We start from the raw sequence: 16,849 nt of genomic DNA on the forward strand, positions 1-16,849 counted from the left end.
CCTATTTATTCTTCACTAAATAAATCACCACCATGTATATCTACCATTTCAATGGCTTTTCCTCCTCCCCGAGCGACACAAGTTAATGGATCTTCTGCAACAAGAACAGGAATACCCGTTTCTTCGTTAAGTAATCGATCGAGATTTTTTAATAATGCACCCCCTCCGGTAAGTACCATCCCCCTTTCTGAAATATCAGAAGCTAATTCTGGAGGAGCTTGTTCCAGTGCAACCATAACTGCACTCACAATTCCACTAAGGGGTTCCTGAAGTGCTTCTAATATTTCATTAGAATTTAAAGTAAAACCTCTCGGTACCCCTTCTGCTAAATTTCGACCTCTTACTTCTATCTCACAAATTTTATCATCCGCATAAGCAGAACCAATAGTATGTTTAATACGTTCTGCTGTCGCTTCGCCAATTAAAGATCCATAGTTTCTACGTACATAATTAATAATAGCTTCATCAAAACGATCACCACCAATTCTAACAGATGAAGAATATACCACACCATTGAGGGAAATGACAGCTACTTCAGTTGTTCCCCCCCCTATATCTACTACCATTGAGCCTGTCGCTTCAGATACAGGTAATCCCGCACCAATAGCAGCAGCCATTGGTTCTTCTATTAAAAATACCTCACGTGCTCCAGCACCTTGCGCCGATTCTTTGATCGCACGACGTTCTACTTGTGTGGCTCCAACTGGAACACACACTAATACACGTGGACTGGGTCGCATAAAACTATTACTATGTACTTGTTTAATAAAATGTTGTAACATTTTTTCAGTGATAAAAAAATCAGCAATTACACCATCTTTCATTGGTCGTATAGCGGCAATATTTCCCGGTGTACGACCTAACATTTGTTTAGCTCCATAACCAACAGCGGCAACACTTTTTGCAGATCCCGAACTATCTTGACGAATAGCAACAACAGAAGGTTCATTTAAAACAATACCTTGACCTTTTACATAAATAAGAGTGTTAGCAGTTCCTAGATCAATAGATAAATCATTGGAAAATACACCACGGATTTTTTTAAACATAGTTGGTAACGATTTACCTCAAAATAAAGAAAAAATAATAATAACTAATGAATTTATTTTTCAGGTTGAAGAAACCCAATTACATTATATACCTTTTCTAAAGTAGTTTGTGCTCTTACTTTAGCCTGTTCTGCTCCTTTACTCAATATCTGTTTGAGATAAGTTTCATCTGACCTTAATCTAAAATAACGCTGTTGTAAACGAATTAGTACGGTTAAAACCGCATCAGATACCACTTGCTTAAGCTGGCTATAGACTTTTCCTTGAAAAGTCAATTCTAAACATTCTATAGATGTCCCACTAAATCCAGAAAGAATACTTAATAAATTAGATACACCAGGCTTATAAATTGGATCATATCGTATTACAGGAGGTTTATCTGAATCCGTTATTGCACGTAGAATTTTTTTTCTAACTAAATCTGGATGATCTAGAAGACCAATTCTATTATGAGAATCCGTATCTGATTTAGACATTTTTTTATATGGATTTAGCAAGGACATAATACGACAACCTGTTTGGGGTATATAGGATTCAGGTATGGTAAAAACCTTACCATATAAAGTATTAAACCTTTTAGCAATATTACAACTCAACTCTAAATGTTGTCTTTGATCCTCCCCCACTGGGACTTTATTGGTCTGATAGAGAAGAATATCAGCCGCCATTAACACTGGATAATTAAATAAACCCACATTAATATTATCAGTATAATGTAATGATTTATTCTTAAATTGGGTCATACGATTTAATTCACCAAAATATGTATAACAATTTAGTAACCAACATAATTGACTGTGTTCTGGAACATGAGATTGAAGAAATATTATACTTTTATTAGGATCAATGCCACAAGCAAGATATATGGCTAGTATATCAAGAGAGGTTTTTTTTAATATATCTGCATTCTGTCTAACCGTAATAGCGTGTAAATCAACGATACTATAAATGCAATCATAAGTATTTTGCATGATTTCCCAATGACGTAATGCACCTATATAGTTACCAATTGTTATCTCTCCAGAAGGTTGCATCCCACTAAATACAGTATATTTTTTATTTTTTAACATATTTTTATTTATTAATAAAAAAAGAAGGAAATTTTTACATTACTCTTATCAAATAGTTTTATCAAGTTACAATTTGGTATTGCTTAACCAATGAATGTCTCTTTAAATAAAAAATTAATAAGAATCTGTATCTGCATATTCTTTCAAAATAGAGAACATTTTTTTTATTGTAGATTGATAATTTTTTTGATTAAAAATAGCCGATCCAATAACAAAAATATTGGCACCAGCATGAGCTATAGATCCAATATTGTTTATATTAATTCCTCCATCTACTGATAAAAGTATCCGAGGATTGGTTTGCTTAATTAAGGATTTAGTTTGTTTAATTTTTTTTAAGATATTTGGAATAAATGGTTGGCCACTAAACCCTGGATTAACTAACATAATTAAAATCATATCAAGCTTATCTATGACATATTCTAAACAATCAAGAGAGGTCGCTGGATTTAAAGCAAGTCCAGCTTTACAACCATAATCTTTAATTAATTGAAGAGAACGATCGATATGTAATGAGGCTTCGGGATGAAAAGAAATATAATTTGCACCTGCTTCCGCAAAATTACGAATCATATTATCTACGGGTTTTACCATTAAATGTACATCAATTGGATGAGTAATACCATAATGACGAAGAGACTTAAGGACAAGAGGACCTATAGTAAGATTAGGTACATAGTGATTATCCATTACATCAAAATGGATCATATCCGCACCAGCAGATATTACCTGATTAATATCTGAACCTAAATTGGCAAAATTTGCCGATAAAATCGATGGTGCTATTTGAATCATTCTCATATTAATTTTTCTATTCATTATAGATTAGATAGTAACGCTATCGCTATTACTATCTTCGATAGCTGATAATATGACTTTATTTTCTATATTAGAAAAAACATCCGCATTTCCTATAGATAATGGAAGTACTAAACGTAATTTTTTATCATTAGAAATAACTTTTTTATCATGAATCATATATGATAAATAATCACTTGGAGACATATCTTTAGGTCCCACAATAGGTAAATGAGCACGCAAAAGAAGAGTTTGAATTCTGTCCATATCTTCTTTCTTTAAATATCCTAAATAATAGGAGGTACGTGCCGCCATCATCATTCCTACTGATATAGCTTCTCCATGTAACCAACTAAGATAGTTCGTATAAGATTCAATAGCATGTCCATAAGTATGACCAAGATTGAGTAAAACACGTGAATTCTGATCATATTCGTCATGAGTAACAATATTGGATTTCAATTGACAACAATAAGGAACACAATACATTAAAGCTTTTAAATCTAAAGTAAGAAGTAAATCTAAATTATTTTCAAGCCAATTGAAAAAATCACCATCTAAAATAATTCCATACTTTATAATTTCTGCTAAACCTGAATAAAATTGTCTTTTCGATAAGGTATGAAGACAGTTTAAATCAACTATTACTGAAATAGGTTGATGAAAAGCACCAATCATATTTTTTCCAAGTTTATGATTTACTGCAGTTTTTCCTCCAATTGCCGCATCAACTTGAGCTAAAAGAGTAGTAGGAACTTGAATAAAACGTATCCCTCTTTGATAACTTGCTGCGGCGAAACCCACTAAATCTCCTATTACACCTCCACCAAAAGCAATTAATATTGCATCTCTACCATAAGATTTTTTTATTAATAAAGTAAAAATTCGATTCAGTATCGATAGAGATTTATATTGTTCACCATCTGGTAAAATTATAGTATCTACATTGATATTTGCTAAATTAAAGCTTTTTATCAATTTATTTAAATATAATGATGCTATAGAAGTATTAGTAACTAACATTACTCTATCACTATCATACAATGGCCAAGCTTTTGGATCATAAATTAAACCCGATTCGATAAGAATCGGATAGCTTTTTGATTTCAATTTGACTATAATTTTCACCATAAAAGTGATATCACTCCCTATTACCAATTAATTATTTATAGTTAAATATCTTGTTAGTAATGATTTATCTAAACCAAATTTGATTTACTTTTTTTCAAGAAGTATAATTATCTGATTAACAATAAATTTTACACTACTATCATCTGTACAGACCGTAATATCTGCAATTTCTTCATACATAGGAATACGCTCTTTCGCAAGATTTTCCAATACAACACGTGAAGATGTCGCCACTTGTAATAGTGGACGTTTTTTATCTAGATGAGTTCTTAATAATTGTTTTTCTATAGTTGTTCTAAGATATACTACTATTCCTCTAGCACATAATCGATTTCTCGTTTCCCGTGATTTTATCGAACCTCCCCCAGTAGCTAATATAATACCTTGTTTTTTTGTAATTTCGTCTATTATTTTTTCTTCCCTATCACGAAAACCCTCTTCGCCTTCTACATCAAATACCCAACTTATATCTGCTCCAGTACGTTTTTCAATTTCATGATCGGAATCAAAAAACTCCATATTTAATTGATAGGATAATTGTCGGCCTATAGTACTTTTTCCAGCACCCATGGGTCCAATAAGAAATATATTACGTTTTTCTACCATATTTTATTTGATTAATAATTAAATGAATGATGATGACTATTAAAGCAACTTAATAAAAATTGCTCTTCTTTATAAGAAGAAAATATCATAGTACTTCTTAAGAAGTATATAATTTATATAAAGTTTTTTACTAAATCATCAATAGCTTTAATTTGATTTAATAATACTTCTAATTTATTTAAAGGTAATGCGGATGGACCATCACATTTTGCAAGATCTGGATTGGGATGAGCTTCAATAAAAATACCTGCTATTCCTATAGCTATACCTGATCGTGCTAATTCATTGACTTGATTTCGACGTCCTCCAGAAATAGCATCAAATGTATTACGAATTTGTAAAGCATGTGTAACATCAAAAATAACGGGATATCCACCTGATACTTGTTTCATTATATTAAAACTTAACATATCCACAATTAAATTATTATAACCAAACATACTTCCACGTTCGCAAAGAATCACCTTATCATTACCATATAACCTAAATTTTTCTATTATATTTCCAACTTGTTCTGGACTCAAAAACTGTGGTTTCTTTACATTAATAACAATATTACTACGAGCCATAGCAGTAATTAAATCTGTCTGACGTGCTAGAAAAGCAGGTAATTGAATAATATCTACTATATTAGACAAATATGGAATTTGATTGATTTCATGTACATCAGTCATGATTTTGACTTGAAATATATGTTTAAGTTCTTCAAATATCTGGATTCCTTTTTCTAAACCAGGACCTCTATAAGAATGTATAGAAGAACGATTAGCTTTATCAAAAGAAGCTTTAAATATATAAGGAATATTTAGCTTCTGTGTTATATTAATATAGTGTTCACATACACGTATTGCCAAATCACGAGATTCCAATACATTTAATCCACCAAATAGAACAAATGGAAGATTATTTGCAATTTTAATATTTCCAATATTAATAATTCTATTTTTCATATTAAGTTTTTTTAATAGTCATTGATAGATATAATATACATAATGAATTAAGTAAAATTAATTAATATACTCTCCCTAAAGTTACACGTTCATTTCCAGTATAATCTTTGAAAGTATTAATATGAACAAATCCAGTAGAAGCAAATAAATTACGTACATATTTTCCTTGATTCCAAGCATGTTCTAATACTAACCAACCACCAGATAATAAATATTTTTTAGCACTATTACAAATTATCGTAATCTGTTCGACTCCTTTTTTTCCAGATATTAATGCATATTTAGGTTCAAAACGTACATCTCCAATATTTAAATATGGATCATTTTCAGAGATATAAGGGGGATTACTTACAATTATATGATAAGCAATCTTTTTTAATGGATTAAACCAATCTCCACAAATAAACTGTATGTTATTGATTTTTAATGAAATTTGATTATAACGTGCTAATTTAATTGCCTCAATACTAGAGTCGATTCCTACAATAAACCATTTACTCCTTTCATAAGCCAATGCACAGGTTATAGCACCTGTTCCAGTTCCTAAATCTAAGACTCTAATTTCTATATTAGCAAATAAATTTAATGTTTGTTCAACTAAACATTCCGTATCAGCTCTAGGAATAAAAGTAGCAGAATTTACGGAAAAGGGTAAAGACCAAAACTCACGTTTTCCAATTAAATAAGCAATAGGTTCACCCAATTCACGACGTTTAAGTAAAGTTTCTAACTCTCTATATTCTGTATCAGTGATTTTAGTGTCACTATATGCTAATAATTTAGCACGTGAAAAACCCGTCACTTTACCTAAAAGAATTTCGGCCTCAAGTATACTATTTATCATTGGACTTAAACTTAAACGTTTACTAGCTTGTCTTAACCATTGATTCCAGTTCATAATAATTGAAAAATATTTCTGATAGTCTCTCCAATTGATGTTCTTTTCGAAGAGGGTTAATAAGTAAATTAAGATCACCTGAAAGAATTTTATCTAAACAATAAAGAGTTAGATTAATACGATGATCAGTCACACGATTTTGAGTAAAATTATATGTACGAATACGATCAGAACGATCACCACTTCCAAGAAGATTACGACGTAATGAAGATTGTTCCTGCTGTCTTTTTTTTTCATCTGCAGCATATAATCTAGCAGCTAATACTGATAAAGCTTTAGCTTTGTTTTTATGTTGTGATCGTTCATCTTGACATTCTACTACTAATTTAGTGGGTATATGAGTAATACGAATAGCTGAATCTGTAGTATTGACATGCTGTCCACCTGCTCCTGATGAACGGAAAGTATCAATACGCAAATCATTTAGACAAATTTTAGGATATTCTTTTTCAGAAAGAATAGGCATTACTGCTACTGTACAGGTAGAGGTATGTATTCTACCTTGAGATTCAGTATCTGGTATTCTTTGTACACGATGACCTCCAGATTCAAATTTTAATTGACTATAAGCACCTTTATTAGGTATACTAATAATCACTTCTCTGAATCCACCATGTTCACTATAGCTCGTTGTGACAATCTCTAATTGCCATTGCAACCTTTCTATATATTCATTATACATACGAAAGAGATCACTAGCAAATAGAGTTGATTCTACTCCACCAGTTGCAGAATGTATTTCTAAAAAACAACCTCTATCATCATTAATTTCTTTAGGGAGTAAAATTATATATAATTTTTCTTCTATCTCTTCTAATTCAGATTGATATTGTTTGATTTCATTTTTAGCAAGATCAATATCATTAATAGTATCTGCTGAGTCTATAATCATTTTTTGAAAAATACTAATATCTTCTTTTATTCGTTTCCATTGATTAAAATAATGATTAATTTCAGAAAGTTTGATATATTCTTTAGATATTTTATTTAAAAACTCAGAATCGATTTTATCTGGATTATTCAATAATGATTCGATTTTTACATATTGATTCTGTAACATGGTTAATTTATTTAATAAAATGGAATCCATGATAAAACCTTATTATAAAATAAATTTATAGTGATTAATTTAAATATACAATATTTACTATGACAAACACTCATAGATTACGATTAAAATATTTTTATAATATCAATAAATATTTAACTCTTATTAGTAAAAATTTTTTTATTAATCGATCGTTCAATATTTTTAAAGAACAAATCTATTCTACTATAGAATTAGTACACTAGAATAGTGATTTAATCACTAATCAATAACAATCTTTATGTTAAATAATAAATGGATAGCACCAGCTAAAATAAATTTATTCTTATATATTACTGGTCGCAAAAAAAATGGGTATCATTTGTTACAAACACTTTATCAATTTCTTAATTATGGTGATATTTTAACTATTAATTCAAATTTTAATGGTCGTATTCAATTAATTCATAACTATAATTTTATCTCCGATGAAAAGAATCTTATTATACGTGCGGCACATTTATTAAAAAATTTTGTTATGCAAAAAAATAAAAATACCCTTACTTCTTTACTAGGAGCCAATATTTCTTTAAAGAAAGTTATACCAATAGGTGGAGGTCTAGGAGGTGGATCCTCAAATGCAGCAACAGTACTTATTGCTCTAAATAAACAATGGAAATTAAACTTAAATTTAAATATATTAGCGAATATAGGTTTAAAACTTGGTGCAGATGTCCCATTTTTTATTCGAGGAAAATCCGCTTTTGCTGAAGGAATTGGAGATTGTCTTTTACCCATTTTTCCTAAGGAAAAATGGTATATTATCACAGTCCCTCCTATAAATATTTCTACTGCAGACATTTTTAATGATCCTAATCTTAAAAGAAATTCTCCTCGTTTATCACTTCTAAAATTATTAGTCATGCCATTTAAAAATGATTGTGAATTAATAGTAAGGAAACGTTTCGTTATCGTTGATAAACATATCAGCTGGTTATTAAAACATATTCCATCTTCTCGATTAACTGGAACAGGATCATGTATATTATCTGAATTTGATACTGAAGATGATGCTAGAAAAATTTTATCTCTCTTTCCTAATTGGATGTATGGGTTTATAGCAAAAAGTACGAATATCTCACCACTACATAAAAAATTTCTTATTGATTATTGATATTCATTATGAATGAGGTTGTTACCGTGTCTGATATAAAATTATTTGCTGGAAATGCTAGTATAAAACTAGCAAAAGATATTGCTCAACGTCTATATACCAATCTCAGCAAAGCTTCTGTTAGTCGTTTTAGTGATGGTGAAGTTAGCGTACAAATTAATGAAAATGTACGTGGTGGAGATATATTTATTATTCAATCTACTTGTGCTCCAACCAATGATAATCTTATGGAATTAATTGTAATGATTGATGCACTTCGCAGAGCTTCTGCGGGTCGTATTACTGCGGTAATGCCTTATTTTGGATACGCTAGACAAGATAGACGAGTACGTTCTGCTCGTGTACCTATTACAGCAAAAGTCGTTGCTGATTTCCTTTCACGTGTCGGGGTGGATCGTATCCTAACAGTAGATTTACATGCTGAACAAATTCAGGGATTTTTTGATGTGCCAGTAGATAATGTATTTAGTAGTCCAATTTTATTGGATGATATGCTTAATCAAAATCTAAATAATCCCATTATTGTATCACCGGATATAGGTGGAGTCGTACGCGCTCGTGCTATTGCTAAAAGATTAAATGAAACGGATATGGCTATTATTGATAAAAGACGTCCTCGTATTAATACGACAGAGGTGATGCATGTAATAGGAGATGTAGCAAATCGTGATTGTATTTTAGTAGATGATATGATTGATACTGGAGAAACGTTATGTAAAGCTGCGGAAGCACTAAAAAATAGCGATGCTAAAAGAGTATTTGCCTACGCCACTCACCCCATCTTTTCAGGAAAAGCTCATGAAAATATTAAAAATTCTATGATAGATGAAGTTATCGTTTGCGATACTATTCCATTAAATATAGCCATTCAAGTCTTATCGAATGTACGTACTCTCACTTTATCTGGAATGTTAGCTGAAGCTATACGTCGTATAAGTAATGAAGAATCTATTTCCGCTATGTTCGAAAGTAATCAATTATAAATAAAACGCACCCGGGAGGATTCGAACCCCCGACCACCCGGTTCGTAGCCGAGTACTCTATCCAACTGAGCTACGGGTGCAAATTTATTTACTTACGGTGAGGGAGGGATTCGAACCCTCGATACAATATTCAAATCATATACTCCCTTAGCAGGGGAGCGCTTTCAACCTCTCTGCCACCTCACCCAAATTCTATCTATATTACCTTTTGTAAATTACAAGTCAAATATTTTTTGAATATTCATTACTGTTTTATTAGTTATTACTAATAGTTCAAATAATCGTGACATTATTAAATAAAAATATTAATTTTAATTCAAAATAGTCTGAAAGAAACTTTCTAATATACTTGGGAAAGTAGAAATATTTTTTCCTATTCCTTGAGCAAAATTTTTATTTCCTCCCCCTTTTCCTTCTATTTTTTTTAATAAATATTGAATAATATTAAGAGCATTAATACGATTAGTTAAGTCATTAGTTACACTCACAAATAAATGAATTTTATCATTGAGTATAGTACTTAATACAATGACAACAGATTGTAGTTTCTGTTTTAAAATATTGAGAATAATATGAAGTGTTTCCTTATCAATATTGTCTTCTAATTGACTAACTATGATAGGAATACCTTGAATTTTACGTAATTTATCAACTAATAATTCACTTTTTTGAGAAGCGTACTTTAATTTAAAAAATTTAATATCTTTTTCCAAGGAACAAACCTGTTTTTGTAAAGAAAAAATTTGTTCCATTATATTTTTATCACTACTCTTCAAAACAATATTAAGATTACTTATTAAACTACATTTATTCTGTATAGAATTCAAAGCTACTTCTCTAGTTATGGCTTCAATACGACGAGTATTAGCGGCTATACTATATTCGGCCGTAATATAAAACAGTCCAATTTCACTTGTATTCTTAGCATGAGTTCCTGCACATATTTCTTTTGAAAGAACACCAATATTTAATACTCGAACTTCGGATATTTGATAATATTTTTTTTCAAATGAAGAAGAAGATATAGCTCCTGTACTTTTTGCTCTATCTAAATCCATAATTTCAGTAGATATAGGCAAATTACTCCATATATGTTGGTTAAAAAGAAATTCTACTTGACGAATTTGTTCTCTTTCCATAGTATCACTATGATAAAAATCAAAACGTAAGTATTGATCGGTTACTAATGATCCTTTTTGTTTAATATGCTTACCTAATACAATACGTAATATGGCATGTAGTAAGTGTGTTGCAGAATGATTCACAGAAGTACAAATTCTTATGTTTTTATCTACGATAGCTTCAACTTGATCTCCTAATTTTAATATCCCTTTATTCATTTTACCAAAATGATAAAAAATATGACCATATTTTTTAGTGTCATATACATTAAAAATACCTATCTTTTTCTGAACTATTATTTTACCTTTATCTCCAATTTGTCCTCCAGATTCCGCATAAAATGGTGTTTGATCTAATAATACTATTGCTTCTTCACCTTCATTTAAAATTTGAACTAATTTATTGTCTTTAATTAAAGCTATAACTTGACCTTTTGTATGAATATGATCATATCCTAAAAAAGAAGTGGGTTTATCCATTGATAAAAAGGCATATTTCGCATTTTTGACAAAATATAATTGCTGAGAACGTTGACGTTGTAATTCCATCTGATAGTAAAATTCTTGTGTATTTACTTGTATATTCTTTTGATTACATATTTCTATAATCAAATCTAAAGGAAGACCATGAGTATCATAAAGATAAAACGCTCTTGCTCCACTCAGTATATTAGAATCTAATTTTTCCATTTCATGATTTAATAATATTAATCCGTTTTTAAGTGTATGATGAAAATTTTTTTCTTCATTATAAAGAATATCTTCTATTATATTCTGTTTCTGTGCTAAAGAATGAACAATTTCATGATCATCCATTAAATCAATTAATGGTTTAACGATTTTATAAAAAAAAATGTTATTATTACCTAATAAATTTCCATATATAATAGCACGTCTAATAATACGTCTTAATATATATCCTCTTCCTTCATTAGAAGGAAAAAGACCATCAAAAATTAAAAATACACAAGATCTGATATGATCAGCAATTACATATAGAGATCTATTATGCAGATCACTAACATTTATAATTTTAGCGACTTCGATAATTAATTGACGGAATAAATCTATTTCATAATTAGAATCAACATTTTGTAAGACTGAGGCAATCCGCTCTAAACCCATTCCTGTATCAACTGTAGGTTTAGGTAAAGAAATCATAGTTCCATCTAATTTTCTGTTAAACTGCATAAAGACAAGATTCCAAATTTCTATATAACGATCTCCACTTTCTTGATCTTCAGAACTGCCTGGTAAAGTTCCTAAAAGATGATCTCCACGATCATAAAAAATTTCAGAGGATGGACCACAAGGACCAGTATCTCCCATTTTCCAAAAATTATCCGAATGATATAATTCTTTTTTATTACCTATTTGAATCACACGATTTTTAGGTAATCCTATATTATTAATCCAAATATTATAAGATTCTTTATCATAAGCGTATACGGTTACCAATAAACGCTCTTTTGGAATATTAAACCAATCTGAACTGGTTAATAATTCCCAAGCCAACTCAATTGCTTTTTTTTTAAAGTAACTTCCAAAACTAAAATTACCTAACATTTCAAAAAATGTATGATGTCGTGTTGTATATCCAACATTACTTAAATCATTATGTTTTCCACCTGCACGTACACAACGTTGAGCTGTCGCAACTTGTTGATAAGGAGGAGATTGTAACCCTAAAAATATCTCTTTAAATTGATTCATACCGGCATTAACTATTAAAACAGTTGGATCATTATCTGCAGGTATTAATGAACTACTTTTTAATATTGTATGATTTTTATTCTTGAAAAATTTAAGAAAAGTTTGACGAATTTCGGAAATATTATTCTTCATTAATTTTATTTTCTTTAAAAGGAAGATTTTCAACATCAGAAACTTTATTAAAAAGTATATGACGTAATTGATTTTTAATATCAGACGATAATTCCACATTTTTTTTTAAAAATTTACATACATTACTTCTTCCTTGTCCAATTTTATTACCATTATAGCTATACCATGTTCCAGATTTTTCAATTAAATTATATTTTACACCTAAATCGACTAATTCTCCAATTACATTAATTCCTACATCATAGATAATTTGAAAATCTGCTTGTTTAAATGGGACGGCTACTTTATTTTTTACTACTCTGACACGTGTATCACTACCTATAACATTATCTCCTTCTTTTATTGATCCAAGACGTCGAATATCTAATCGAACCGATGCATAAAACTTCAAAGCATTCCCACCAGTCGTGGTTTCTGGATTTCCAAATATTACTCCAATTTTCATTCTTATTTGATTAATAAAAACTAAAAGAGTATTAGCATTTTTTAAATTTCCTGCTAATTTACGCATAGCTTGACTCATCATACGTGCAGTCAATCCTATATGAGAATCTCCAATTTCACCTTCAATTTCTGCTTTAGGGGTTAAAGCCGCAACTGAATCTACAATAATTACATCTACCGCTCCAGAACGGATTAATGTATCACAAATTTCTAATGCTTGTTCACCAGTATCAGGTTGAGAACAAAGTAAGTTATTAACATTTACACCTAATTTACTTGCATAGATTGGATCTAAAGCATGCTCAGCATCAATAAAAGCGCATATTTTTCCATCATTTTGAGCAGTTGCAACTACTTGAAGAGCTAAAGTAGTTTTTCCAGATGATTCTGGTCCATAAATTTCTACAATACGACCCATAGGAAGTCCACCAATTCCGAGAGCAAAATCAAGAGATAAAGATCCAGTAGAAATTGCTTCAATATCCATGGAACGATCTTCACCTAATCGCATAATAGAACCTTTACCAAATTGTTTCTCAATTTGATTTAATGCAACTGCTAGTGCTCTTTGCTTACTTTCATCATCAATTAACAAATTTTCACTCCTCAATATTTCTCGAAATATAATATAATTCGCTTATTCTCATAAAAATTCTTCTTTATCTAAAAAGATTTATAATAATAGTATATGATATATTATTAATATTAATCATGATAAATAAAGAGAATAATATTCTTATAAATTTTGATTCTAATCAATATTTTTCACATCTTCATAAAGTTATTATGAAAATAAATATATTATCTACTCAATCTATTCAACATTTACTTTTAAAAAAAATTCTTTCTATTATATCAGAATATAATCAATTTTTATTGGCATATAGTGGTGGATTAGATTCGACGGTACTTTTAGATATTTTATCTAAAATAAAAATTAAAAAATTTTTTCAATTAAGAGCCGTATATATTAATCATAAAATCAATCCATCTTCAGATGATTGGAGTTTACATTGTAAAGAACAATGTGAATATCGTGATATCCCTTTCAAAAATATTTCTATTAATATCAAGCAGAATATGACAAAAAATATTGATGAAGCTATTTTACGTTCTGCACGATATAATGCACTATCTTCTGATTTACAATTAAGAGAAGTATTATTAACAGCACATCATCAAAATGATCAAGCAGAAACATTAATGTTAGCATTAAAGAGAGGAAGTGGACCAACTGGATTATCAGCAATGGCAACTAATAATCAACTCTATAATCATCGTATTTTACGACCTCTTTTATATTGTAAAAAGAAAGATATAATAAAATATGCAAAACAATTTAAGCTGAAATGGATTAATGATGATAGTAATATGAATACTCGATTTGATCGAAATTTTTTAAGATTGAATGTTTTTCCACTATTAGAAAATCGATGGCCTAATTTTATTACTACAGTTAGCCGTAGTGCTCAATTATGTCGTGAACAAGAAGAATTATTAGATGAACTACTAGCAGAAACACTGACTACACTAACAAAAAATGGATCTTTATATATTCAGCCTTTATATACAATGAGTGTTCCTCGTAGAAAATATATACTCCGTCATTGGATAGCTAAGTATGGGAATATATTCCCTTCTAGTAAGCAATTAGAGATTCTTTGGAAAGAAGTTATTCTTAGCAGATGTGACGCCAAGCCAGTTATTTCTTTGGGTAGTAAAAAAATTAAGAAAGAAATAAGAAGATTTCGAAATTATTTATATTTATTATCTACCAAAAATAAAATTTCTCAAGAATTAATATCTTGGAATAATAAGAGCTGTTATTGCTTTTTACCAGATAATATTGGGATATTATTTCATATGCCAATAAACAATTTCGAATCTATCCAACCGAAAGAAAAAAAATCTATTTTTCCATTATGTTCGGTTTCACCATTAGAAAGTATAGTACGTGCACCTAAAATAAATGAAAATATTTTTATTCGTTTTGGAACCGTTCAAGGGTTACTAAAAATTTTTGGAAGAAAACATCGATGCTATTTAAAAAAAATTTGGAAAGAATTTAATATTCCTCCATGGGAACGTCCACGCATTCCATTACTATTTTATAATAACTCTTTTATTGCTGCTATTGGAATATTTACAATAAATGACGAAGAATTTTTAGATAAACAATCTTCTAAATGGAGATTCTATTGGATTAGAAATCACTATAATTCATAGATTTTATTCAATATTTTCCAAACATATTCCACTTTTATATTTTCCATTTTTTTATCTTTTGCACATAAAAACCATTGATTTTTTCCATATCCTCCTATTAATGTTGGATCTGTTGGACCATAAAGTGTTAAATTTGGACGATTTAATGCTGCAGCTAAATGACTAAGACCCGTATCAACAGATACCAAAGCTTTAGCACCAACTATTTCATAAGCCAACTGCTTTAATGTTAAATAAGGAAGTACTATTACATGTTTAAATCTCTCTGCTAAACGAGAAGCTCTATAATATTCTTTGTTATTCCCCCATGGTAATTTAATCAAATAATTAAGATGTATCCCTACAAAATTAATTAATTTACGCCAATAATATTCAGGCCAAAGTTTTTTTTTATGAGTTGTGGCATGTATAAAAATAAAATAAGGTTTATTACTGATTTTTACATTTGAAAATTGATTAAGAATCGCATATTCTCCTTTTTTATTGGGTAAAAAATAATTTAGACTATATGCAAAAAGTTGACGAATACGTTCTACAGCATGTTGATTTTTTTTTATATAATAACATTTGTCATAAAAAAAAATAGAAAGAGGTTCTCTTACACTATAAAAATCCATTCCATGTTTTTCTCCTTTAATAAAACTGGTAAGAATAGCACTCTTTATTAAACCTTGCGCATCTATAATGACATCATAATAATTTTTTTTTATCAAATTTTTAAAAATAAAAAATTCTTTATAACTAGCTAATATATTGATATTTTTACACCATTTTCGCATATTAATAGGTATAATTTTAGAAATTATTGGATGCCAAGTAGGAATAATAGAAAAATCTTTTTCAATAATCCAATCAAATTGAATATCAGAACAAGCTTGTTGTGCATCTGTTAAGGCAGGTAAGGTATGAATAATATCACCCATAGAAGAAAGTTTAATAATAAGTACTCGCATAATTTATCAATTTTAATTAAAATCTATTATTATCTATCTATAGAATAGAATGCTATATTCATAATTTAAAAATGAGATACTTTACTTATTTCGATAAATAATTTATAATTTTATTATAATATTTTAATTATTATCTAAAATATTAATTTTTTAATATAAAATCTAATTCTTTAGAATATTCAATCTATTTATATTAGAAATTAGAAAAACTATTAGGAAATAGTAGTATGTCGACACAACCGGTAGATATTCAAATATTTGGTCGTACATTAAGAGTAAATTGTCCTAAAGAAAAAAAAGATGAACTACACCAAGCAGCAAAAGATCTTACTCAACGTATACAAGAGCTAAAGCTTAAAACAAAAGTAACGAATATAGAACAACTAATATTTATTGCAGCGCTAAATATTTCTAATGAGTTAACACAAGAAAAGTTAAAAATAAAAGAATATACCGCTAATATAGAACAACGTGTCCGTTTGCTACAACATACAATTGATCAAACATTTATTGAACAAAATTATACAGTCGAATATACTCCTACTAAATCATTAGATTAAATATTGTCTATATC

The 16,849-nt window shown here is 29.3% G+C and carries 15 protein-coding genes and 2 tRNA genes; 4 read left to right on the forward strand and 13 right to left on the reverse strand.

The genetic code is table 11. The annotated features are described in order from the left end of the window. Positions 1 to 5: 5 nt before the first annotated feature. The 8 genes from KEC37_RS00510 to prfA form a co-directional block, all read right to left on the reverse strand. Positions 6 to 1,049 carry a rod shape-determining protein gene (locus KEC37_RS00510; RefSeq protein WP_223139668.1) on the reverse strand — a complete coding sequence of 348 codons (1,044 nt, stop codon included), beginning with the start codon at positions 1,047 to 1,049 and terminating at the stop codon, positions 6 to 8. Between the two features lie 53 nt (positions 1,050 to 1,102). Beyond that, positions 1,103 to 2,119, reverse strand: a complete 1,017-nt coding sequence (gene trpS, locus KEC37_RS00515) for a tryptophan--tRNA ligase (protein ID WP_223139669.1) — start codon at positions 2,117 to 2,119, stop codon at positions 1,103 to 1,105. A gap of 114 nt (positions 2,120 to 2,233) precedes the next feature. Continuing rightward, positions 2,234 to 2,920 (reverse strand): ribulose-phosphate 3-epimerase, encoded by a 687-nt coding sequence (rpe, locus tag KEC37_RS00520; RefSeq protein WP_223139670.1) that lies wholly within the window; start codon positions 2,918 to 2,920, stop codon positions 2,234 to 2,236. Between the two features lie 24 nt (positions 2,921 to 2,944). Further along, a complete protein-coding gene (gene aroB / locus KEC37_RS00525; protein WP_223139671.1) occupies positions 2,945 to 4,048 on the reverse strand; it encodes a 3-dehydroquinate synthase in 1,104 nt (367 codons plus the stop codon). An 84-nt stretch (positions 4,049 to 4,132) separates the two neighbouring features. Then, complete coding sequence (gene aroK, locus KEC37_RS00530) at positions 4,133 to 4,654, reverse strand: shikimate kinase AroK (RefSeq protein WP_223139672.1); 522 nt, start codon at positions 4,652 to 4,654, stop codon at positions 4,133 to 4,135. Between the two features lie 113 nt (positions 4,655 to 4,767). Continuing rightward, on the reverse strand, positions 4,768 to 5,604 hold the full coding sequence (gene kdsA / locus KEC37_RS00535; RefSeq protein WP_223139194.1) for a 3-deoxy-8-phosphooctulonate synthase: 837 nt from the start codon (positions 5,602 to 5,604) through the stop codon (positions 4,768 to 4,770). A gap of 61 nt (positions 5,605 to 5,665) precedes the next feature. Then, positions 5,666 to 6,502: a peptide chain release factor N(5)-glutamine methyltransferase gene (prmC, locus tag KEC37_RS00540; RefSeq protein WP_223139673.1), complete on the reverse strand. Its 837-nt coding sequence runs from the start codon at positions 6,500 to 6,502 to the stop codon at positions 5,666 to 5,668. Next, positions 6,471 to 7,592: a peptide chain release factor 1 gene (gene prfA / locus KEC37_RS00545; protein WP_223139674.1), complete on the reverse strand. Its 1,122-nt coding sequence runs from the start codon at positions 7,590 to 7,592 to the stop codon at positions 6,471 to 6,473. The genes prmC and prfA overlap by 32 nt, the downstream gene beginning before the upstream one ends. 238 nt (positions 7,593 to 7,830) lie before the next feature. Here prfA and ispE point away from each other — a divergent pair, with 238 nt between their 5' ends. Together ispE and KEC37_RS00555 are read left to right on the forward strand one after the other, a co-directional pair. Next, the gene (gene ispE / locus KEC37_RS00550; RefSeq protein ID WP_223139675.1) at positions 7,831 to 8,703 is read left to right on the forward strand and encodes a 4-(cytidine 5'-diphospho)-2-C-methyl-D-erythritol kinase; all 873 of its coding nucleotides are present in this window, start codon (positions 7,831 to 7,833) and stop codon (positions 8,701 to 8,703) included. A 26-nt stretch (positions 8,704 to 8,729) separates the two neighbouring features. Continuing rightward, the gene (locus KEC37_RS00555; protein ID WP_223139783.1) at positions 8,730 to 9,686 is read left to right on the forward strand and encodes a ribose-phosphate pyrophosphokinase; all 957 of its coding nucleotides are present in this window, start codon (positions 8,730 to 8,732) and stop codon (positions 9,684 to 9,686) included. A gap of 6 nt (positions 9,687 to 9,692) precedes the next feature. Here KEC37_RS00555 and KEC37_RS00560 read toward each other — a convergent pair. The 4 genes from KEC37_RS00560 to recA all read right to left on the reverse strand — a co-directional run bounded on the left by KEC37_RS00560 (position 9,693) and on the right by recA (position 13,685). Then, positions 9,693 to 9,766, reverse strand: a tRNA-Arg gene (locus KEC37_RS00560). Between the two features lie 15 nt (positions 9,767 to 9,781). Next, a tRNA-Ser gene (locus KEC37_RS00565) sits at positions 9,782 to 9,872 on the reverse strand. Positions 9,873 to 9,997: 125 nt separating this feature from the next. Further along, entirely contained in the window at positions 9,998 to 12,652 is a 2,655-nt protein-coding gene (gene alaS / locus KEC37_RS00570; RefSeq protein ID WP_223139676.1) for an alanine--tRNA ligase, read from the reverse strand. Then, complete coding sequence (recA, locus tag KEC37_RS00575; RefSeq protein ID WP_420885564.1) at positions 12,642 to 13,685, reverse strand: recombinase RecA; 1,044 nt, start codon at positions 13,683 to 13,685, stop codon at positions 12,642 to 12,644. Before recA ends, alaS begins: the two co-directional genes overlap by 11 nt. Before the next feature lie 122 nt (positions 13,686 to 13,807). On the opposite strand from recA, the gene tilS reads away from it, so the two are divergent. Beyond that, complete coding sequence (gene tilS, locus KEC37_RS00580; RefSeq protein ID WP_223139678.1) at positions 13,808 to 15,322, forward strand: tRNA lysidine(34) synthetase TilS; 1,515 nt, start codon at positions 13,808 to 13,810, stop codon at positions 15,320 to 15,322. Here tilS and rfaC read toward each other — a convergent pair. Beyond that, positions 15,310 to 16,275, reverse strand: coding sequence for a lipopolysaccharide heptosyltransferase RfaC (gene rfaC, locus KEC37_RS00585; RefSeq protein ID WP_223139679.1), 966 nt, complete (start codon positions 16,273 to 16,275; stop codon positions 15,310 to 15,312). The genes tilS and rfaC overlap by 13 nt on opposite strands. A gap of 227 nt (positions 16,276 to 16,502) precedes the next feature. On the opposite strand from rfaC, the gene zapA reads away from it, so the two are divergent. Next, on the forward strand, positions 16,503 to 16,835 hold the full coding sequence (gene zapA, locus KEC37_RS00590) for a cell division protein ZapA (protein ID WP_223138735.1): 333 nt from the start codon (positions 16,503 to 16,505) through the stop codon (positions 16,833 to 16,835). Positions 16,836 to 16,849: the final 14 nt, after the last annotated feature.

The organism is Candidatus Schneideria nysicola, assembly GCF_019923565.1.
Classification (GTDB): Bacteria; Pseudomonadota; Gammaproteobacteria; order Enterobacterales; family Enterobacteriaceae; genus Schneideria; species Schneideria nysicola.

What these genes read in the sequence shown, in the direction of transcription:
- KEC37_RS00510 (WP_223139668.1), bottom strand. Translation starts at nt 1,049, where the DNA reads ATGTTTAAAAAAATCCGTGGTGTATTTTCCAATGATTTATCTATTGAT.
- aroK (WP_223139672.1), bottom strand. Translation starts at nt 4,654, where the DNA reads ATGGTAGAAAAACGTAATATATTTCTTATTGGACCCATGGGTGCTGGA.
- prfA (WP_223139674.1), bottom strand. Translation starts at nt 7,592, where the DNA reads ATGGATTCCATTTTATTAAATAAATTAACCATGTTACAGAATCAATAT.
- aroB (WP_223139671.1), bottom strand. Translation starts at nt 4,048, where the DNA reads ATGGTGAAAATTATAGTCAAATTGAAATCAAAAAGCTATCCGATTCTT.
- prmC (WP_223139673.1), bottom strand. Translation starts at nt 6,502, where the DNA reads ATGAACTGGAATCAATGGTTAAGACAAGCTAGTAAACGTTTAAGTTTA.
- rpe (WP_223139670.1), bottom strand. Translation starts at nt 2,920, where the DNA reads ATGAGAATGATTCAAATAGCACCATCGATTTTATCGGCAAATTTTGCC.
- zapA (WP_223138735.1), top strand. Translation starts at nt 16,503, where the DNA reads ATGTCGACACAACCGGTAGATATTCAAATATTTGGTCGTACATTAAGA.
- trpS (WP_223139669.1), bottom strand. Translation starts at nt 2,119, where the DNA reads ATGTTAAAAAATAAAAAATATACTGTATTTAGTGGGATGCAACCTTCT.
- kdsA (WP_223139194.1), bottom strand. Translation starts at nt 5,604, where the DNA reads ATGAAAAATAGAATTATTAATATTGGAAATATTAAAATTGCAAATAAT.
- rfaC (WP_223139679.1), bottom strand. Translation starts at nt 16,275, where the DNA reads ATGCGAGTACTTATTATTAAACTTTCTTCTATGGGTGATATTATTCAT.
- tilS (WP_223139678.1), top strand. Translation starts at nt 13,808, where the DNA reads ATGATAAATAAAGAGAATAATATTCTTATAAATTTTGATTCTAATCAA.
- ispE (WP_223139675.1), top strand. Translation starts at nt 7,831, where the DNA reads ATGTTAAATAATAAATGGATAGCACCAGCTAAAATAAATTTATTCTTA.
- alaS (WP_223139676.1), bottom strand. Translation starts at nt 12,652, where the DNA reads ATGAAGAATAATATTTCCGAAATTCGTCAAACTTTTCTTAAATTTTTC.